The 21,255-nt window shown below is 59.5% G+C and carries 16 protein-coding genes; all 16 read right to left on the bottom strand.

Annotated features, from left to right (window positions below; all coding sequences use genetic code 11):
• Window positions 1–67 precede the first annotated feature (67 nt).
• Window positions 68–1,834, bottom strand: a complete 1,767-nt coding sequence (gene menD, locus PPP56_RS12860; protein ID WP_353564457.1) for a 2-succinyl-5-enolpyruvyl-6-hydroxy-3-cyclohexene-1-carboxylic-acid synthase — start codon at window positions 1,832–1,834, stop codon at window positions 68–70.
• 116 nt (window positions 1,835–1,950) lie between these two features.
• Window positions 1,951–3,360 carry an isochorismate synthase gene (locus PPP56_RS12855; RefSeq protein ID WP_353564456.1) on the bottom strand — a complete coding sequence of 470 codons (1,410 nt, stop codon included), beginning with the start codon at window positions 3,358–3,360 and terminating at the stop codon, window positions 1,951–1,953.
• A 73-nt stretch (window positions 3,361–3,433) separates the two neighbouring features.
• Window positions 3,434–4,066, bottom strand: coding sequence for a histidine phosphatase family protein (locus tag PPP56_RS12850; RefSeq protein ID WP_353564455.1), 633 nt, complete (start codon window positions 4,064–4,066; stop codon window positions 3,434–3,436).
• Window positions 4,067–4,082: 16 nt separating this feature from the next.
• Window positions 4,083–4,763 (bottom strand): hypothetical protein, encoded by a 681-nt coding sequence (locus PPP56_RS12845; protein ID WP_353564454.1) that lies wholly within the window; start codon window positions 4,761–4,763, stop codon window positions 4,083–4,085.
• Between the two features lie 147 nt (window positions 4,764–4,910).
• Window positions 4,911–5,612 carry a DUF4230 domain-containing protein gene (locus tag PPP56_RS12840; RefSeq protein ID WP_353564453.1) on the bottom strand — a complete coding sequence of 234 codons (702 nt, stop codon included), beginning with the start codon at window positions 5,610–5,612 and terminating at the stop codon, window positions 4,911–4,913.
• A 7-nt stretch (window positions 5,613–5,619) separates the two neighbouring features.
• Window positions 5,620–6,603 (bottom strand): DMT family transporter, encoded by a 984-nt coding sequence (locus PPP56_RS12835; protein WP_353564452.1) that lies wholly within the window; start codon window positions 6,601–6,603, stop codon window positions 5,620–5,622.
• 24 nt (window positions 6,604–6,627) lie between these two features.
• Window positions 6,628–7,623: a YbbR-like domain-containing protein gene (locus tag PPP56_RS12830; RefSeq protein ID WP_353564451.1), complete on the bottom strand. Its 996-nt coding sequence runs from the start codon at window positions 7,621–7,623 to the stop codon at window positions 6,628–6,630.
• 24 nt (window positions 7,624–7,647) lie between these two features.
• The gene (locus PPP56_RS12825) at window positions 7,648–8,925 is read right to left on the bottom strand and encodes a glycosyltransferase family 4 protein (RefSeq protein WP_353564450.1); all 1,278 of its coding nucleotides are present in this window, start codon (window positions 8,923–8,925) and stop codon (window positions 7,648–7,650) included.
• Window positions 8,926–8,977: 52 nt separating this feature from the next.
• A complete protein-coding gene (locus PPP56_RS12820; protein WP_353564449.1) occupies window positions 8,978–9,919 on the bottom strand; it encodes a sulfotransferase family protein in 942 nt (313 codons plus the stop codon).
• Window positions 9,920–10,100: 181 nt separating this feature from the next.
• Window positions 10,101–12,062: an aconitate hydratase gene (locus PPP56_RS12815; protein WP_353564448.1), complete on the bottom strand. Its 1,962-nt coding sequence runs from the start codon at window positions 12,060–12,062 to the stop codon at window positions 10,101–10,103.
• Between the two features lie 213 nt (window positions 12,063–12,275).
• Entirely contained in the window at window positions 12,276–13,094 is an 819-nt protein-coding gene (locus PPP56_RS12810) for an enoyl-CoA hydratase/isomerase family protein (protein ID WP_353564447.1), read from the bottom strand.
• Between the two features lie 146 nt (window positions 13,095–13,240).
• A complete protein-coding gene (locus tag PPP56_RS12805; protein ID WP_353564446.1) occupies window positions 13,241–15,058 on the bottom strand; it encodes a hypothetical protein in 1,818 nt (605 codons plus the stop codon).
• A gap of 143 nt (window positions 15,059–15,201) precedes the next feature.
• Window positions 15,202–15,531: a Smr/MutS family protein gene (locus PPP56_RS12800; RefSeq protein WP_353564445.1), complete on the bottom strand. Its 330-nt coding sequence runs from the start codon at window positions 15,529–15,531 to the stop codon at window positions 15,202–15,204.
• 204 nt (window positions 15,532–15,735) lie between these two features.
• Window positions 15,736–16,347: a peptidoglycan DD-metalloendopeptidase family protein gene (locus PPP56_RS12795; protein ID WP_353564444.1), complete on the bottom strand. Its 612-nt coding sequence runs from the start codon at window positions 16,345–16,347 to the stop codon at window positions 15,736–15,738.
• Window positions 16,348–16,579: 232 nt separating this feature from the next.
• Window positions 16,580–18,073 (bottom strand): tetratricopeptide repeat protein, encoded by a 1,494-nt coding sequence (locus tag PPP56_RS12790; RefSeq protein ID WP_353564443.1) that lies wholly within the window; start codon window positions 18,071–18,073, stop codon window positions 16,580–16,582.
• A gap of 61 nt (window positions 18,074–18,134) precedes the next feature.
• Window positions 18,135–21,026: a SusC/RagA family TonB-linked outer membrane protein gene (locus PPP56_RS12785; protein ID WP_353564442.1), complete on the bottom strand. Its 2,892-nt coding sequence runs from the start codon at window positions 21,024–21,026 to the stop codon at window positions 18,135–18,137.
• Between the last annotated feature and the right edge of the window lie 229 nt (window positions 21,027–21,255).

Here is a 21,255-nt window from a genome sequence, read left to right as displayed (position 1 = left end):
CCTAATAACTCGTTTACAGCATATTTTGCAGCTCGCGTCGCCTCTCATCGAAGACGCTGCAAGGATGCTATGCATCGGCGAGGGCGGCTGCCACGTGGGCATCCAGCTGGCGGTGTACCGCTGCATTGGTGTGGCGGTCGGTGCACACCTCAATGAGCGCACTGCTCCCCCGCTCGCACGCCTCCTGGTATGCGTCTGTAAGCTCATTACGCGTGGTGGGGCAGGCATAGGGCAGCTCAAACGCGCGGGCCACCGACTCGAACGAGCGGCCCTGCGGGGTGGTAAAGTAGGGCTCGAACACGTCGTCGTGGCCGGCGATTGGCAGGAAGTGGAAGATCCCGCCGCCGTCGTTGTTTACCACGACAGCGATAACCGGATGCTCTTTGAGCAGCGCAAAAGCGTTCACATCGTGCCAGGTAGCAAGGTCGCCGATCAGCAGCGTGGTTGGGGCCTTGCGTGCTACGCTAATGCCAGCGGCCGTCGCGATGGTACCGTCGATGCCGCTTGCACCCCGGTTGGCGTAGACCGGCACGGCCGTCCCATTGGCTGTCGCATATCGCTGCATATCGCGGACGGGCATGCTGCTCGCCAGCATGAGGGCGTGGGTATCTGGAATGTGCGTGCTGATGCGTTCGGCGATGCCGGGCTCGTACAGCGGCGGCAGGTCGCTCGGAGGGGCCTGCAGCGCATCGGCAACGGCTTCGTTATAGCGCTGCCACGTGCCGTTCCATGATGCCGGGGTGGCTGTGCGGGTTGGAAGCGCATCAATCGCTTTCTCGATTGTGGTTTCAATATGGTAGGTGCAGCGATGATCGGGGTCAACGCGCATCGGAGCCGGGCGGACCGTAGCGCGCACGGCGGCAGGAGCATCGCGTAGAAAGTGACGCACCTGCTTTGACACAAAGCGCCCGCCCACGTGCAGGATAAGGTCGGGGCGCAGGGCATCGAGGTCGGGCGCGTGTTGCACGATCTGGTGCGCGTAGGGAACGACTGGCGTTTGCGCCCCGAGCCGTAGCTGCGACGTAACGTCGGGGAGCACCGGCCAGTGCTGCGCCTGCGCCCATTCGAGCACCTCGTGCGCCTCAGCGTCGGTAAGACGTCCGGCTACAATGAGGCCCCGCTCGGCCTGCTGCACCGCGCTGGCGAGAGCCGGCGGAACGGGCGCATGAGGTGTGGGCACCGGGTACGTGGTAAACGGTGTGGTGCGCTTGGCCCAGGCCTGTACAGCCGGATCGTCGAGAGCAAACGGGCCATCGACCGGATGCAGCGGCTTGCGGTACATCACGTTGAGGTGCACCGGGCCCGGAGGCGTGCGCCGTGCATGATGCAGCGCCTGATCGACGGTCGTGAGCACCGATGCCAGCGGGACGTCGCCGCTGGGAGGTGGTACGTCGGCGCTCCAGCGTACGTGATCGCCAAAGAGCTTCACCTGATCGATCGTCTGGTTCGCGCCTGTGCTGCGCAGTTCAGGCGGACGGTCGGCGGTGAGCAGTAGCATGGGGATGCCCTCCTGTGCGGCTTCGGCGACCGCGGGCATGCCATTGGCGACCGCAGTGCCGGAGGTCGTGATCCACCCGGCGGGCCGTCCGGCAGCACGGGCATATCCGAGCGCTGCGAAAGCGCCCCCCCGCTCATCAAGGTGTAGTACCGGGTGTGCATCGGGATGCTGAGCGACAGCCGTGGTGAGCGGCGTTGAGCGCGACCCTGGAGCGATGAAAAAGGTGTCGACGCCAGCGCGTACGCACTCGTCGATCATAGCACGCGCCCAACCGTGGGTTCGATTGGGCGCTTTCTGTACGAAGGGATGATCTGTCTCTGTAGCAACGTCGTTCATGCACGAAGGGGATAGTCAGAAGAGAATGTGTGCTGTGGTGAGCACGGAGGGACAGGAGGGACAGCCACGGGGGTCGAAGACGCGCTACACAGCACGCAACGCGCACGCCCGGCGGGTTAGCGTTCGAGGGCCGCCTTGAAATCAGCCAGCTTGTTTTCGATTTCGTCCCACTCCGCCGCGGGGTCTGATCCCTCCACAATGCCTGCGCCGGAGTACAGTGTAAGCGTATCGTCGTTGACGAGCGCCGACCGGATCGCGACCAGCACCTCGGCGGCATCGCGGCTCATCCACCCCACCGGCCCGGCGTACCAGCCCCGGTCGAAGGCCTCGTGCTCTCGGATAAAGGCGCGGGCGGATCTGGTGGGCGTGCCCCCTACTGCAGGGGTGGGATGCAGCGCATTCAGCACGTCAACGGCGGTTGTGCTGTCGCGTAGCGTGGCCGTAATTTCAGAGCGCAGGTGGCGTTTTCGTTCCAGCTGGAGCTCTTCGGGCGCGTCGGGGGCGGTTACGGTCTCGGCCAGCGGTGCAAGCGCTTCGGTAAGCGCCTCTTGCACGAACGCATGCTCACGCCGGTCTTTTGAGCTATTGAGAAGCTCATCGCGCAGCATCGCATCCTCCTCAGGGGTACGTCCACGCGGGCGGGTGCCCGCGATCGCTTCGGTGCGTAACGTGGCGCCGTGCATCTGGAAGAGGCGCTCCGGCGTGGCCCCGATAAACGCGGGTCCGGAGCGTGCGGGCTGCCACCCAAAGGCGGTGCAGCGTGGGGTTTCTTCCTGCAGGCGATGCAACAGCGCCCATGGCGCAAGCGGCACGTCGAACGTGAGGTCGACTGCTCGGGCGAGCACGACCTTCCGCAGCCGGTCGTCGGCGATCGCATCGACAGCAGCCTGTACCTGGCGCATCCATTCGTCGCGGGTCGGGCGGTCGGCCCGGGCAACGCGGTGCGCGGTGGCGCTGGTACGTGCTTCATGCGGAAAGCGAAGCGCATCCACCTGCTGCAGCACTGCTTCCTGATGTTGCGTGTCGCGAGGCGCGACGAGCGTGGTAAAGAGACGGCTGGTACCGCCTTCACGATGCAGGGTAAAGCGCGGCAGCATCAGATTCCATGATCCGAACTCCTCCCATGCATCTTCGCGCTGTGCGGTTGGGTCGAACCGGGCACCGCCCCAGATGCGCACCTCGGGGGGAAGAAGTTCGAGCCAGCGCTCCAGGTTGCGTACCGTAGCGCTGGGTAGCGTATTATTGCGCTTCGAACGTGCCCCGCCCCACGTGCGTGCGGCGCCGACGGCTGCATAGGTGACGTCAGCGCTGCGATTACGCCAGTACACAAACGGCGCATGGGGCTGAACGGCTCCCCAGGCCAGTGGGTTGATTGCGTTGGGTACGTCGACCGATACGGAGCGCACCTGCGTGATGCCGTTCATGGACTGCATTGCCCGCTTTACGGCACGCCGAAGGGCGGTACGTATCGCATCGGCATCGACCCGGTCGCCAGAATGTACGGGAGCCAGAGAAAGAGGAATCATAACTAAAACTAAACGGGGTCAAGCAGCAAAAGGCCTGGACGTGCAGATGCTATGTGTGTGGGATACAAACGGATTAAGCGGCAAGGTGACTTACGCTGTTGGTAACATCAGCGACAAAAGTACCGTTGTGATGGCGCACCACGTAGAGTCCGGTGTTGGCGTGCGGCACGTTGGGCATCTGCGTGAGGTCGTGGTCGTAGAGCAGCGAGGCAAGCATAATACGCATGTACCGCCCGTGTGTAACTACGAGCACGTGCTGCCCGGCATGTGCCTCCATGATGACATCGACAGCGCGGCGGGCACGGCGTTCAACCTGACGGGGCGACTCGCCGCCTTCGACTGGCAGGTCGACCTGGCCGGATCGCCATTTTTCTTTGATGGACTGCATGGCAGCCTTTCGCTCTTCGGTGGGCTGTGTGCCCTCATATACGCCCCAGCTAATCTCTTTGAGATCATCAAGATAGGCATACGGGACGGGCTCGTGTGGTGCAGCCACGATTTTGGCGGTTTCTCGTGCCCGGATGAGCGTGCTGGCGTACACCGCGTCGATGCGTGCGTCGGATAGCCGTTCGGCCAGGGCCTTGGCCTGCGTGCGCCCTGTTTCGTTAAGTGAGGTGTTCACACCGCTCCCTTGCATGATGTGGTCGCGGTTATAATCGGTTTCGCCGTGACGCGTAATGTACAGCGTGGTCGATTCGGCAGGCATAAAAGGGAAGCAGCGCTTATGAAGAAGAACGCGACGTGTCAGGAGGTGGACGCACATCATCCATATCCTCAGATCGCTCGGTCCAGTGTCGGATGATGTCGGTGAGCATCTCGTCGATCTGTTCCAACGAGGCGCCGTAGTTGCGGGCGGCACGTACGATGACGGCCCGCAGCACTTGATCGGCGACGGGGAGTCGGTAGAGACCACGCCACATCCACTGTACGAGTGGGTCGGTGGCTCGGCGCACCAGCCCCCATCGCAGAAGCACGAAGCCGGCCAGTCCAACCGTTACAGCACCAAGAGCATCGTTTACGGCCAGATAGCTGAGCGCAAACACGTAAAAGAGCCCCTGCAAAACAGGAATATTGAGCGCGCGCATCACCCCCATGGCTTTCCAGCTCACAACAGCCGGGCAGAAGGCCTTCCATCCCAGATAGGCTCCGAGTGTGCAGGCGGCTGCAGGAATAGGCCCCAGCAGCACCAGCAGCACTGGGAGCAACCAGATAGCAAGCGTCTGCGGCGACTGCACCCAGCGTCCGGCATAGGTTACAAGGGTTTCGAGCGACACGTGGTTGAGCACGTCGCTGGCATAGCGGCGCACCTCGTCTTCACGCACGTGAAACCAGAGCCCGTTCGACGTGAACATGCCGTAGGGCGTGTCGAAGATGGTCAGGTCATCCGACGAAAATAGACCCATGGACGGTTGGTTAGACACGTAAATGCGAATTATGGAGGTTACACACGCTTCCGCTGTGCAGTTTCAGAATTATTTGAAAACGGCGGGGATGCGGGGCGAGATGCTTCGAGCAGTCTCTCTTTCTGTACATGCTGAGCCGATATACATTCACCCTTCGGGCATACGGAAGATAGGCTCGCCCCGGTGCGTATCAAAGTCAAACGTGAAGCGTGGCTGCGTGAGTCCAGCAGCGCGGAGCGGCGGAGTGAGCATAGCTTCGAGCGCATCGGCTGTGTTTTCGCGCGCCTGCGCACCTTCTCGGATGCGCTCTTCGGCCTGCTCACGAAGCGCGCGCTGCACACCTGCCATTGCTTGCTCACGGGCAACGTCTTCCATCTCTCCCGAAAACAGCCGCAGCCATCCCCGGCGCTCTGTCTGCACCTCAAGTGTTTCCAGGTCTGGGGCTACCGTCTGTACCTGCAGGCGGGGTACAGTTACACGCACGCGTCCGTCGCTGGTACGCTCTATCATAGAGGCCTCAAGGTCGTACACCGAGAACCCGTAGGTAACGCGCCCGGAGACCCGTACGTTGGCTTCTGCCGTAACCAGATCGAGCCCTGGCGCCATGCCGTAGCGGCGCAGGGTCTGGTAGAACTCGGGCGCTACGCTTTCGGTGTAGGCTACATTCTCCTCGACCTGCACCGACAGAATGCCTGTCACCAGAAACGCCGAAGGGGCCTCTTGCTGCACGGTAGACACAACAGCCCGCTGGATATCGGCTTCAGAGGGGCCTCGTATCCACAGCGCCAGTCCGGCACCTACAGCTAAGAGCAGGAGCGCTAACGTGCCGCCAACAATTCGTTCTTTCATGCGAGAGCTACATCATGAGCAGGGCAAGTGCCAGCGTGGCTAACGTGATGCCCAGCAGATTGATGCGCGAGAGGCGCTCGCCAAACGTAAAGACCCCGATCAGAGCCCCCACCAGCACAATAGCCAGATGGTTAACAGGAAAGACGACGGTGCCCGGAAAGTGCTCAAGCGCGCGAAGCAGGAACTCCAGCGAACCATAGTTTACGATGCCAAGCACGGTACCCCAAACGTATGCGTTTTGCATCGGCCAGACGCCTTCGCGCACTCCTTTATTTAAAACCGGGACGAGCCCCACCAGCCCAGCCATACCAAACGAGAGCAACAAGAAAAGCGCTGTTTGTCCTTGTCCGGCATTGTAGGTCTCTTCGAACGCTTTCAGCGAGATGTCGATTGCTCCGCTCGACAGGAACAGGAGCAGAAGCACTCCAAACGAGGCCACGGCAGGCGCCTCACTCGCCACTTCTTTGACCTCTGAGAGGGGCACTTGCTCGGTGACGCTCTCTGTGGAAAGAGACCCATCGGCTTCAGAACCAGCCTCAGAGTCGGCCATGGCATATTCGGGCACGCCGGGCTCGGGCTGGCGGGCGATCATGAAGAAGGCAACGGCTGCGAGCAGCATACCGCCCCCCTGCCACAGCGACGGGGTTTCGGCCCAGATAATCCACGAAGCCAGAAAGGGGAGCACGACCGACACACGCCACACGCCGAGCGAGAGCGACATGCCCGCCAGGTCGGTCGCAAGCGAGAGCAGGAAAAACCCGCCAATCAGCAACACCCCAACCAGCACGCTGAGTCCCAGCATCCCAGATGATACGTCGAGACCCTCTTCAACGACGCTCCCCCCTGTTGCCAACAGCACGAGTCCTACGCCTACGGCTGCTACGTAATTCACGGTGAGTAGCGAGACCCGGTCAACGCCACGCTGACCGGTGTACTTGAAAATGACTCCAATGGTAACACTGCATAAGATGGCGAGCGCCAGATAGATCATCGACAGAGACAGTCAACAGAGGGATTACTCAGATTCGGAGGACATCAGCGTAAAGTAACGCAGCTGAGCCGGCGAGGGCTCGGGGTCGCGTATCGTAAGTTCAGCAGGCACGTGGATGCGCGGCTCGACCTGGCCGGTCGTGTCGCGCCGGACCTGGTCGTACGTCACCACCGCAGAGAAGTCGTTGGAGCGGCGCGCTTCAAACATCTCGTCGAAGAGCACCCGGTAGTGCACACGTATAACCGGCGGCTCCAAAACAACAAGGTTCTGCCCCGGCGGCACACCGGTCACCTCTACCATAACCTCACGCGATTCCTCAGCAAAGCGGCCTGCACGTGCACGAAACGAGACTTCGTCCACGGACCGATCGACTAATGGATTCAATGTATCTGCCAAGGACACTTGAATTTGGACCGAATCCCGGAGGGTTTCAACGGTTCGCGACACCGTGGGCCACGACGAGAGCCCTTCTATGATCGACCTGGCCCCTGACACCTGTATTGAATCAGGCTGCAGCGTGGGTTCTTCGATCAGCTCGTATCCGTCATCCATCATAATGTTAACGCGGGACTCCACTGGGACCGCCTGCTCTACCCGTTCTTCGGTGGGTACGGCAATTTCTCGGGGGGTAATGCTGTCGATGCTCACGTTGCTCCCGGTAAGCCCCAGCACTTCGTCGACACGCACCTGGCTGCTGCTGGCATCGATTGGCGCCTGAGGTGGGTTGAAGTACAGGTAGAGCAGCTGCAGGACTTCGCCGGTTACCTGCACGCGCACATGACTGGGCGGTTCGGCCACCAGGGCCTTACCCTCGGGTACGTTTACCAGCTGCGTGGGTACATCGAACGAGACTGTGCGCACCTCTTGCAGCGTAAGCGCTGCCCACGACACCGCCGCAATCAGAACACACACCGTGATGGCGGTCCCGTTCGACGTGGTGCCGCTGCGGTGCAGCGTAAACAGCGACTTCAGGCGATCCAGAAAGATCGGGTAGCTCGACGTTGAATCAGAGGAATCCACAGGCAGGATCTTGCACAGATGAGGTTAGGAGCACGCCAGCGGGACCACCTGTTCGTAGTAGGTGGCATGTTGCTGGATGATGGTGGAAAGCGAAAGGCGCGCCTGTAGGTTCCGGAGCTGCTTGCGCGCGCCTTCTGCATGCGACTGGTCGCGTATGGCCTGTGCCCATGCCGTTTCGCGATCGTCAGGCACAACGCGCATTGCCTGGGGCGCATGGCGCTGATACGCATCGAAGAGCTTCAAATCTGACACCACAAGCGGACGCTCAGCAGCAATCCAGGTGGAGAGTGATCCCGATGCAGCTGCCTCACGAAAAGGGCACACCGCTACGTCGGTCGCAGCCAGGTACTGGTTCAGGGTGTTTTCGTCTACGTATCCGGTAATATGCACGCGATCGGCCATGCCAAGCGCTGCAGCTTGGCGCTGCAGCTCTGCCGCGTATCGCTCGTCTGGGTCCGACGGCGTGCCTACAAACATGACATGCGTATCTTCAGGCAGGTGCGGCAGAGCACGCACCACGCGGTTGTGTCCCTTCTGCCGATGGATAAACCCGAGTACGCTCACCACGAGCGTCTCTGGCGAGAGCCCGAACGCTGCACGCGCCTCCTCGCGGTCGGGAAGGGTGCGCGGCTCGATGAAGTGAGGCACACAGACCAGCGATGTGGTTCCTGCAAGCGATGCAAGGCGGCTGGCCTCGGCCTCGGTACATACCAGCACTGCAGAAGCACCTTCAACAACGCCACGCGTGGCCTCGGCGTTGATGCGTTCCTGCTGCCAGAACTGCCAGGCACGTACAAGCGCCGACCACGCCTCTGCTGCGCTACCTGGGGCTCCGCGCGCCGCATCTGACAGGTTCGGGCCTTGCTCGAAGTCGTTCCAGACAGAGCCGCCCCCTTCCTGCCCTCTGTTCGCTTCCCCTGTAGACGACGTGCGGCTACGCACTGCCTGCTGCCGGGCCTCCCACAGCTGACGCAGGCGGTCCCACGCGGAGTATCCACGGCGGGCGTCGTGCACCGTTGTTACATACGGCACCTCGCATCCCACCTGAAAGGCCTTCACGTTCATAGCCGCACGGCGTGCTCCCCATATGGTGGGCTCATACTGGATGTGACATACGTCAGCCTCCGATAGCGTGGCACAGGCGCGCCGTAGCCGGTCTGCGTCGCGCGCTGTGCCATCAAGCGCGGCTGTGGCCTCTACGACCGTGGCCTTGAGATGCTGCCGTGCCGCACGTGCCAGCAAACGCCCATATCGGTGCACACCGTGTTCAGGCGGACCGACATGCAGGTAACCAATGGTCATATACAGAGGGATGCAGACAGATAATCAGAATGCGATGGTGTCGGGTGCGGTATTAGATGCGCTCGCATCCGTTCCGCAGCCCGCATGCCTCAGCCACAAGTTCAGCTTTCCAGCGGATGCGCGCCGGCCAGTATCGACGGGCAGCCGACCGACGCAGCGTACGTGTTGCCTCTGGCATGTACCCCCAGCGCAGCATCTCGTGGTGTGCCACCGCCTCGACCATCGCCCGATCCGAAAGCGAGAGCGTATCGCGCCATTGCGTTGCTACGGATGCATTGACCGGCGCAAGGGCTTTCTGCCTCCAGGGTTCAGCGACCGTGTCGACTGCCACCTGGTTCGGATTGGGCGGCTGTGTCCATTCGTGGTTCGGCTCAACACCCAGGAACGTTGCCACTCGCTGCATGACGGCATGCGGATCATTGACGAGCGCCTCAAAATGAATCGTATGCACTGGAATATGCGCTGCGGCACGCCGCACAGCCTGCACCCGCTCGCGCCACAGGTCGGTGTCGCGCCAGATGTACCCTGACGACCAGGGCACCTGGCGCCACGAGTTGGCAACGGCACGCGGGTCGCGCACTATGTGAACAAAGCGCGCTTCGGGGAGCGCTGCATGTAATGCCTCTATGTGAAGCGCATGGTCGGGGGTCTTTTCGCCTACTGCACGAGCGTCGTGATCATGCGCTGTTTCCTGCATCCACGCCCGTAGCACCCCTGCACCGGTACGAGAGCGCGCAGCAACGCGCGCACGGAGCCCACTCATCGAAAGCGATTGCATCTGCCACGCATCGCTTTCCGATATGGCTCGCAGCAGACCGGTGTATTGACCCGGCGTGAGCGGGTCGGTCAGCGCCACCCCGGAGGGCATCAGGCGACGTACAAAAAACGTTTCGGGAAGGACAGCCACGTCTGGATGCGTTGAAAGCAGCCGTTGTACCAGCGTGGTTCCTGAACGCGGACATCCTACGATAAAAAAGGGAGATAGGCCTGCCATACGGGTAAAAGGTGATGATAGCTAACGTTCTCTTGTATGCTGCCTCTTGTGCAAGCATGCTATTTACTACAACAAAAGCGCCCCGCTCCCGAATGGAAGCAGGGCGCTGTTTATAGTTTGCATTGGCTACGCGAGGTAGCTGATGCATGCCAGGCGTAGCATAGGCCGCTTTACCCTGCGTTTACGCCGTGGCAAACTCCTCCTTCACCACGCCGATCTGACTGCCTTCCAGCACCATCTCGATCTCGCGTGGCGTAAGATCATGCTCGGCGATATATGTTTCGCCTTTCGTCACATTCTCTACCTCTACGTCGCTGCCCTTCTGAATGGCGTCGCGCAGCCCGGTCAGCTTCAGCGTGTCGCCCTGGTCGATACGGTCATAATCCGACTCGTCTTTGAACAGCAGCGGTAGAATACCGAAGTTGGCCAGGTTCTGGCGGTGGATGCGCGCGAAGCTCTTCACAATCTTAACGCGCGTGCCAAGCCAGCGAGGTGCCAAGGCCGCATGCTCACGACTGGACCCCTGTCCGTAGTTCGTGCCCGCCACGATAGCGTGACCCGTCTCTTTAACTTCCTGGCTGCGCTCGAAGAAGGACTCGTCGACCTGTTCGAAGACGAACTCCGAGATCTTCGGGATATTCGAGCGATACGGTAGGATTCGGGAGCCGGCAGGCATAATCTCGTCGGTCGAGATGTCGTCGCCCAGCTTCAGCAGCACGGGCACCTCCATAGCGTCGGGCAGCGGATCGAATTCCGGCAGCGACACGACATTAGGCCCTTTCTCCAGCTCCAGGTGTTTGGCCTCTTCTTCCGAAGGCGGCTCCACAAGCTGGTCGGTATTCACGATGATATCTTCAGGCTCCTTGGCGTTCGGGTAGCTCATCCCGTAGAGCTCTTCAAGATCACGTGGATCGGTAATCTTACCGGTGAGCGCCGAAGCGGCAGCCGTTTCAGGGCTTACCAGGTAGACGGCATCTTCTTTCGTGCCGGAGCGTCCCGGGAAGTTGCGTGGCACCGTACGTAGCGAGATCTGTCCGGTGGCAGGTGCTTGCCCCATCCCAATGCAGCCGTTGCATCCGGCCTGGTGGATGCGAGCGCCTGCGCGCGTCAGCATCTGCAGGTGGCCGCTGTTCATCAGGTTCTCCAGGATCTGGCGCGACGTCGGATTCACGTCAAACGACACGCGGTCATGCACCTGCTTGCCGTCTACGATCTCAGCCGCCGATGCGAAGTCGCGAAAGCCAGGATTGGCTGAAGAGCCGACGTACGTCTGGTAGATCTCTTTGCCTTCGACGTCGCGGACCGGTACGACGTTACCCGGGCTGCTCGGCTTGGCGATCATCGGCACAAGCTCCGACAGCTCGATGTGCTCGTGCACGTCGTATGTGGCGTCTTCGTCGGCCTTCAGTTCACTCCAGTCGTCTTCGCGGCCCTGTGAACGCAGGAAGCGCTTTACCTCGTCATCCGACGGAAAGACCGTGCTGGTTGCACCCAGCTCCGTACCCATATTGGCGATGACGTGACGATCCATACAGCTCAGGCTGTCGAGCCCCGGACCGTAGTACTCAATGATGCGATTCACGCCACCGTCTACGTCATGGCGGCGCAGCATCTCCAGAATCACATCTTTGGCGCTCACCCAGTCAGGAAGCTCACCGGTGAGCTTTACGCCCCATACTTCAGGCATGTTGATGGTGTACGGCTTTCCGGCCATCGCCATGGCCACATCGAGTCCGCCCGCCCCAATGGCGAGCATGCCAACGGCACCTGCTGCCGGCGTGTGACTGTCCGACCCGATGAGTGTTTTTCCGGGCTTGCCAAAGCGCTCCTGGTGTACCGGATGGCTCACTCCGTTTCCGGGACGGCTGTACCACACCCCAAATTTCTTGCACGCGCTCCGCAGAAACAGATGGTCGTCGGGGTTTTTATAGTCAGATTGAATAAGATTGTGATCTACGTACTGTGCCGACACTTCGGTCTGCACCCGAGGGATGCCCATCGCCTCAAACTCCAGCATAACCATGGTGCCTGTGGCATCCTGGGTCAGCGTCTGATCCATTTTGAGTTCGATTTCCTCGCCGGGTTTCATCGTGCCCCCTTCCAGGTGACTCGCGATGAGTTTTTCCGCTACGTTTTTGCCCATGACGTGTTGTCGTGTTTATGATCGAAATCGGTAACGGTGATTTGTATAATGCAACAGCGAAGCTCTCGGAAAGGTGGAAAGAATCGATGCTGTTGCACAAGTATTACAACAAGCCGATACTACCACAATATAATGCTGCTGTAAAATGGAAGCGCGAAAGGGAGCCGGACAGTGCTGATCGGGTCTCGTTGGGGCTGTTTGTCCGGCCCGTCTCTACTCCTCATCGGGCTCACCTGACGTCTGCGCGTCGAAAGCCTTCGTCCATGGCATTTCACTTTTGTTGAGAAACGCCCGGATACCTGCCTGGCAGTCGTCCGTAGCACGGGCAAAGGCATTCATCTGCACGGCATGGTCGAGCGCTTCTCGGTAGCCCATGCCCGGCACGTCCGACAGCATCTGCTTGGTGAGCGCAACGGCTGAGGCACTGGTGTCGCGGCTCAGGTCGCGTGCAAGCGCCTGCACTTCAGCATCCAAGTCTGATTCGGGAACCGCCTGGTGGATGAGTCCAAGCTCGGCTGCTTCGGCGGCATCGATGAGCCGTCCGCGAAGCATCAGGTCGCGCAGTGCCGTCTCTCCGAGCTTTCGACGCACGTAGACCATCACGATCGCTGGCACGAAGCCGATGCGCACCTCGGTAAACCCCATCTTGGCGGATTCGACGGCGATCGCAAAGTCGCATACGGCCGCCAGGCCAGAGCCTCCAGCGATTGCATGGCCATTTACTCTGGCAATCACCGGTTTGGGATGCGTGTAGATCGTGTCGAAGAGCGCAGCGAGCCGCTCCGAGTCGGCCCGGTTCTGCATGGGCCCCGCCGTTCGCATCTCGCGAAGCGCTTCCAGGTCAGCCCCTGAGGAAAATGCAGAGCCTGCACCGGTCAGGATAACAACACGGCTTGTGCTATCTTTCGCATCGGCCCTGAGTGCATCATGAAGGGCTTCAACCATCGCGCTATTCAGGGCGTTTCGCTTGTCGGGCCGGTTAAGCGTGAGGGTGCGCGTTCCATGGTCTATGGTCGATTCAATGAGCGACATACAGCATCAGACTGATCAGGGAAGATGATGGTCTCCTGCAATATACAGGATGCGTCGGGCATCACCAAATGCAGTCCGTACGAAACATCCGTACGAAACAGCTGCAGGGGAAGGCCCTGTCGCTTTTGACCATCTACATCGCAATTCTACTGCGCACCTCGCAGCGCCGAGGGAATTGCAGGCTCAACGTCAAACTCGTGTGGCGCTTGCGGATTCACACGCGAGAGGCGCGTGGCTGCTTCGGCAGCGCGGGCCATTTCACGCCACGGACGTGAGAGCCAGACGCGCCGGTGCGTCTCAATGATGGACAGCTGTATCTGACGGTAGTGTGTAGGATTTTCGCGTTCCAGCTCCTTGAAACGCTCATACAGCCGGTTGAGCTGTCTCCTGTTTTCAGAGGTAAACCCGAACGCGCCGATGCGCTCTACCAGCCGGTCGTATGCGCGGTCGGCTTCGGTGCGCGTGCCGTTAACAGGATGCGTGTACGTTGACTCATCGAATACAAACGTGGCTTCATCGTTGAGCGCCACGCGTCCGCTGGCAGCGAGCAGGTCGGGCGCACCCAATGGCAGGAAGAATCGAACCGGTGTACTGCCCGTCCGGTCGGTGAGCACGATATTTCCCCGATCGGGTACACTTCCATCCGCAGATTCGGGGAGCTGAATATGCGGATTCAGGTGTCGAAACCGCTCATACATCGAGGAGGCGTACGTATCTGGCCCCCAGTCGAGCCGCTCGTCGGCCAGGTCAGCCAGCAGGTCGCGCAGGGTCGTGCGTTCGCGGGGGGCCAGTTGTACGCGTACCGCTCGCTGCGTGTACGAGGGGTCGATGATGTTGGGGTTGTACGCGCGCATCGCGCCCATGACGGCTGGAATGTAACCTCGCGAGCGTGTCTTGAACGTGGAGCTTTCGCTGACCGTATCGAAGCCGTCAGTAAGTCCCCACACAAAAGCATCCACGACGCTGGGGGAGCTGTCGAGGCTACCGCCTTGCTCCATCAGGTAGGAACGATATACATGAAAGATATTGCTTGGCCCGGTATGATACGCCGAAAGCCCTGGCAACTCGTGTCCTACCGCATTGATATAACCCCGCATCAGCGTGAACGCAGGCTCCATTGCAATGAGCGGGTGGAGCTCTTCGCGTACTCGCACCCGCTGTCCGCTATTGGTTGGCAGGGTGTATGTACTTACGTCAAACTGGCGCAGCACCGAGGGCATCATCTGGTACCGGCTGCGTGCACCTGCCGAAGAGACCAGGTCGTCCTGGTTAAAGGTTTCAACCACGCCAAGCATGGTCGGGAGCAGGCTCATACCCAGGTATTGCGCTAACCGGATCTCGTATTCCGCAAACGGAAGGTCGCGCTCGTATGCTTCCTGGATCTGGTTTGCCCGCCCCCAACGTACTGCGATGTGCTCACGCGGATACCCTTCGCGCACATGCTTGTCAACCATGCGTCGCGAGAGCTGACGACGCTCACGGTCGACCTGCAGCCAATCCATGGTAGCTCCAGACTGCCACTGGCTCTGCAAGTGGTCTACACTGTACACCCCCAAGACTTCGTACGTGCGGCTGTCAAAGACGCGGATAGTGAAGTTATCGTCAACGCCCTGGCGCTTGGAGTAGATGTCGAGAATATGGTGGAACTGATTCAGAGCACTCTGCTCCTCTCCTGAAAATACGCTTGGCATGAGGTACGCCGGATACTGCGTATCGGGATGACTGGGGTGGTTACCCACTGTGAACGCCGCCGGATGCATAGCTTGCGTTGTGTCAGCCGCGACAGGACTGCTCACAATGGGCATCTGGGCGATCATCTGCTGCGCAAGGCCTTTGAGTGGGCCTGCCAGCACGGCTGCTACCAGCAAGACAACTACGAAGCCCCCGGTCATCTGCACAGGTGTAGGCCTCTGCGACCGGCGTCTGAGCGCCGCGACTCCGAATGTCCAAAAACGTGAAAACATAGTAGGTACTTCCATTAAGCGGTATTCAGAGGCAGGAGCAGCATCAGGCGACCTGGGCAGATACCGTACAGGTGAGACACAGGTGGGACGCACTAACCTAAACGCTGACGCACTGTACAATCCAAACAAAAAACGGTCCGCAGTCAGGGCGGCCACACGTCTGTCGCTCGAATTGGCTGGTCTTGGGCACCGGCTGTAATTCCGAGCGATATCAGCAAGACCCCCTGCTGCCGGTGGCACGCTTCTCGGTAGGGGTGCAAGAAGCCGGTATCAAGTGCATCATGTAAGGCTGTCTTGATTGTGCGCGGCGCGATGCCGCCTGAGGTTGAATGCCCGTGAATGATTCTGAGGGTAGCTCGGCCTCGGTCTTCAGCCAGGTTCAGGGTCTGCTTCGTCACTGATAGTGCCTCATCTACGGTTAACCCGTGCAGGTCGAGCGTTACGGTAGTTCCGTCGTCATCGAGCCGGACCATGCGCTATCTATTTTTGGTTGTGCGTCGTGCGAAGGTGCTAAAGAGCGGGTAACCGTTGCTACACACTTTTGCAAACGTGCAGATCGAACGAAGGTTTTACGCTGATCTGTTATGCAGAGCTGTTGTTACAAATTTACGATGTACTGGCATCAATCACATCGTGTCGTGATGCATGTTGCAAGCTACCTGCCCACCGGTGCTCTTTCATTGCTCTGTTTCACGATACAGTGGGCCCAGAATATGACGCGGGTCGGGGTAGCGCTGGCGTGCAGCGTCCCGGTCTTGCGGGCGCACTACGCCCGGATAGTCTCCCTCGGTTGGTGGATGCAGGGCCACCTGAAAGTGCAGGTGCGGCACCCAGCCGCCGTTTTCGTGCATATCGCCGAGCGCTCCAAGTACACTTCCGGCGCAGATCGAGGCTCCTTCTTCGTAGCGCGCCGCGCTTTCAGCGCTCAGGTGTCCGTATAGCACCCAGAACGGTGTGTCGCCTGGCTTGTGGCGCGTAATAATCGTTCCCCCGTAGTTGCCGGGCTCATTGTGATGCGTACACGCAGCCACAATACCATCATAGCAAGCATAAACCGGCGTACCAGCAGGAGCCCAGATGTCGATGCCCATGTGCACGCGGCGCTCGCTGTCGTACTGTGGCGCGCTGTACATGGCTTGCGTGCGCACTTCGTCGTATCGTCCGATCGCCCACGTAAGCGTGCGGAGCCGGTCACGGTCGTAATCCGCCGTTAGGTCGACCACCGGAGGCGTGTCGTCGCCCGGGAATAAAATAGCCGGATGAAAGTCATACGCCTTGAAGTCAATCATGCTACGCCTTGCGTCTTGGTTATCTGTTTGTGCAATCACTACATGGAGAGGGTACCGCGCTCGGGCTCTGTGGATGCGCACGCCATGCTGCCTCGCAACGAATCGCTGTATAAAAAGAGCACTGCATAAAAAAGCGCCCCCCTCCTATTGGAGAGAGGCGCTCTTCGTTCGGAATGCTGCCTTTTGTTGGAGCAGGCGTTCACGACATGGTCAACAGAACGACCTACTGCGACTACGGCAGTTGTGGATTGCTAACCACCAGTCCACGATCCTCGGCGAGAATGCGGTTCATATCGTGGAGAATCGTAATTTCCGTTTCTTCAAGCGCTGCATCCACATCGTTACTGGCGTAGATGTCGACCGGTGTGTAGAGATCCAACTCATTGCTTGGTGGGATGTAAGCCGGGATGACCGTCTCTGTGCCCAGGTCGCCGGGACTGATACTGGGATTTTGCTCGATTTCGCGCAGCATGATCGGGAGGCGCATGCCCAGGTCGTGCAGGCGACGCCCTTCCAGAAATAGCACCTCCTGACGCATCAGGTAGAGCAGACGCGCAAGCTCGATTTCGGTGGCCGCATCGTCAATCTGATCTTCGGTGACTGATGTACTCGACACGGTAGGCGTTTCCACAACACCTGGACGGTTGAGGACGAGCCCCTCTACGAAGTCGCCACCGGGCTCAAACGCAATTGTGATCTCGGCGGAACGTGGACGCGGATTAAGATCATTGTCGAGGCGCTGGTCATTATCATCTATTTCCGCTGTTGCTCGTTCGAGGGCGATCGTTCGAGCATCCTTCAGGTGATCCTGCGCTGAACCGGTATTACCGGCGTCAAGAGCAACCTCAGCAAGAATAAGATGCATCTCCTCCGCTTTCGCAACGGCGATAGATGCGGAGCGCGACGTGTACTTCGGATCCAGGAAGTCAAGACGCGGCAGGGGCTGCAGTTCTTTCAGCGCCCGAGTTATGATAAACAGATGCGCTGGATTCACGAGATTGTCGGCATCGTAATCCTGTGAGAACAGGAAATTGGGATCCTGATCGAGAACCGATTGCGCAAAGGAGGCTGCAGCGCCCGCATCTCCCTGCCCCCGGTAGAGACGTGCCAGAGCAGCTTCGGCGGGAAGCGCAAAGGCTCCTGAAGAATCCAAGTCGAGACTCGCCTGCAGATCATCGAGGGCCAGCGTGTATAGCGCGGAAGCAGGCACCGGTTCGCCACCTACCTCGGTGGGAATCGCGGAGAAGTTTTCTGCCTGCATGAGGCGACCCATACCGCGGTAGTAGTGCGCCTCAGCAAGAAGCGTGTTGGTCGCACTCTCATCTCCTGGGGCAATGTCGTCGATTACGAAACTCGCAAGAGCACTCAGCTCCTGCAGATTCCAATAGCTCCCGAACGACGCACCGGTCGAGTTAATGACAGCAGTGTTCGGGTTGATGAGACCGGGGAAGTCCATGTCATTTCCACCGAGCCCGGTGCCATTGATGGAGTAGTCATCAGTCGCAACGGCTGACGTCACGACGGTGCTTCCAAGAGCACGGGTAAACTGTGCGCGTATCCCCGGAAGCAGTGCCGAAACCGGCTGCTCGGCAGCGGCCAGGTCGTCGTCGGTCGTACGCGGATTCTCAACGTCGGTCGGGTCCAGGAAGTCGCATCCGGCTATGAGCAACGTGAGGACCGCAAGGATCGCGAGTGTTGATTTAAGGAACGTGTGTGTGCTAAACATAGAATGGACGGGTTGAGGGTAGACAGCAGCAGATTAGGGTACGTGGGTGTCGCTTGGAGCGCTACAGCGTAACCTCCAAGCTCAGGCGCACTTGGCGCGGCGGCGAGAGCGTAATGCTCTGCGTGCCTCCCAGCTGCAATCCACCTCCACTGGTTATGCCAGCCAGTTCGGGATCAACCAGGTCTTGTTCGGAGAACGTAAACAGGTTCCGACCCGAGAGCGAGAGTGAAGCCCGTTCAATGTTCAGCGCACCCGTCAACTGGTCGGGCAGGCGGTAGCTCATCGACACCTCGCGAATCTTCAGGTAGTTACCGCTCTGCAGCAGCGACGTACCTGCTTCTGCTGTGCTAAAGAGACCGACCTCGTTGCCATCCTGATCGAAGCGCGTCGGGCGGTCGGCACGTACCAGCCCGTTGAAGGCGGACCAGTGGCTTCCCCAGTCGAACACCTCGGCTCCCGTGGCCCAGTCCGCCAGCGCAAAGATGCTCAGGTCTTGGAAGAGCGTAAGCCGTGTGGTGAAGGCGCCGGTATGATTGGGATACGGTGTAGAGCCCGTAAACCGAAACTCAGACGCGTCGAGTAAGCCGTCGCCATTGCTGTCGAACGGCGTAGCGGCTCGCCACGCACCAACCGACTGCCCCTCGCTGACGCGCTGCTGGGCGCTAACCGTTTCGGTAAGGCTAAAGTCAGCAGCACCACCCATGTCAGTAACCTCGTTCTTCACGTATCCATAGGAGGCGCCCAGCGACCATGTTGCGTTGCGTGTATTCAAGACGCGGACATCCATATCGAGCTCAACGCCTCGATTCTGGATTTCTCCGATGTTACGCAGCTGCAAGCCTCGTCCGGTAACAGGCTGTTCCGGGATGGAGAAGATCGCATCGGACGTTACAGCGTTATAAGCGGTAACGTTAAAGGAGAACAGATCGTCAAAGAACGATGCCTCGATGCCCCCTTCAAGGGTTGAAGTCCGCTCAGGGCCCAGGTCAACGTTGCCGGGGTTGTCGAAGCGTGGTGCCGCTTCCCCACGGAACGAAGTAGCCTGAAACGTCACGTCGCGTGCAAAAGGCGTCGGAAACTTGCCCGTTTCGCCATATGCAAACCGTAGCTTAAGCTCGTTCGCGACATTGCCGTACCCAAGCCGCTGCCAGAACGGCTCATCAGAGATGGTATAAGCTACGCCCAAGCTCGGATAGGCCTCTAAACCGACAGCTTCACCAAACGCGCTGTTTCCATCAAAGCGGAGCCCCGCGTTGATAAAGACGCGGTCATCAATGCCGATCTGCTCTCGGAAGAAAAACCCACCATTGAAGACCTCACTTCGTTGCTCATCGGCATTGATAGAACCGGCTTCGCCGAAGTCTTCCGTCCCTGGCAGTGCAAAGGTCTCAGCATCAGCAAAGATGATGCTTGTTTCATCGCGGAACCCTTGCACTCCGAAGGTGAAGTCCGACGTGATGCGTCCTTCCCGTGGATAGCTGAGCGTTCCAACATATTCGAGCGTTACCGACTTAAAGTCACGGTTGAACCGGGTCAGCGACCCACTGTCGAATCCGGTCAGCGGATCCGCTTCTGAGGGATTGCGGAGCCGCTGTTCGTTCGTGCGACTGTCAATACCGGCCGTGAAGCGCGAGTTGAACAGCTCGGAGGGGGCATACTGCGCATTCACAGAGAACGTAAAGCGGTCAACCCCTTCTTTGATGCGGGGAAGCAAGAACAGATTCAGAGCCTCGTCGAACGTCCCCTGCCCCGAAAAGAACTTAGCATCGCCCACTTCAAAGGCAGTGAGCGGGTCGGCAATCGCCGTTCCGTTATTGAGGCGCGAAAAGTTTGACCGTGTGTATGCTCCCGTGAAACCTACGTTCAGATCTTCTGCGAGCTCGGTCTGCACGTTGCCGCGCAGCGCGTAGAGCGTGCTGGCGTTGTTGGGCTGCACGCCGCCACTCTGCTGTACCCGTCCGCTCACGTTGTAGGTCATATCGGCGCTTCCGCCTGACACTCCCACGTAGTAGTTCTGCATGTGCGCCGTGCTGAGAATCTCATCACGGATGAAATTTGAGCGCCCGAAGTCCGGATCATCGGGATCCTCTACGTTGCCTGCAAAGGAAAATCCGGTATCACGGAAGAACTTCGTTGTGGGCACGTCGAGCCCTTGCTCAACCCGAAACCGCACTGTTGGACTCCCTTCCTGACCGCGGCGCGTAAAGATCTGGATGACGCCGTTGGCTGCGTCGGATCCATAGAGCGTGCTTGCTGCTCCGCCTTTTGTGATCTCGATGCGCTCAATGTCGTTGGTGAGTAGTTCAGAGAGCGCGGAGGTTGACTCGCCCCCAAAGCTGAAACTCGTACCCGAGTTGTTGTCTACACGCACGCCATCCACATAAATGACCGGTGTCTGGCTTGCAAAGGCACTGGTGATGCCCCGGAAGTTGATCAGCGCGCCCTGGCCCGGCTGAGCAGACTGCATGCGCACCGAAGAGCCAGGTACGCGTCCCTGCAGCAACTGGTCGACAGAAGCTACGGGGGCTTCTTCGATCTCGGAGGCCGAAATCACCCCTACGTCGGCCGACAGCTTGCGCCGTTCGACGCTCTGTCCAAGCCCCGTTACGACGAGCTCGTCCATCTGCATCAGGTCTTCGCGCAGGGTGAAGTCTTGGACGACCTCTTCGCCCGCTTCAACTGTCACCGTAGCGGTTTGTGCGCGAAAGCCCACAAACTGCGCCCGGATCTCGTACGTACCTACGGCGACGTTCTCCAATCGGTATCGGCCTTCTGCATCTGTAGCCGCCCCCCGGTTCAGGGATGCGATTACTACATTCACCCCGGGCATGGGGTCGCCATCATTCGAAACGACCTGACCAACGATGGTCCCGGTCTCGTCCTGGGCGTGAGAAGCAGCTGGGGCAAGCCCCAGCAAGAGAATAAATAGGCCGATATACCAATGTAATTTCATAGAGCAACGTCTGTGTAAGTCATACGAGTAGTTGTGTTTGCGTTGTTAACACAGCGTAAACCTGCACAGTTTGCTCAAAATATGCAACCGCTTCATACATCTGCTAAGCCAAGGAAGCGCTTACATATTATTAGTTGGTCGTAATTTCACAATTCAGGCGTTATGCACAGGCAGAAGAACGTCAATCTGCACGGCCATACTACTTATTAGTAGCACACCAACAACACAC

This window comes from Longimonas sp., assembly GCF_040409695.1.
GTDB lineage: Bacteria > Bacteroidota > Rhodothermia > Rhodothermales > Salinibacteraceae > Longimonas.
This window is presented reverse-complemented; position numbering and strand designations above follow the sequence as displayed.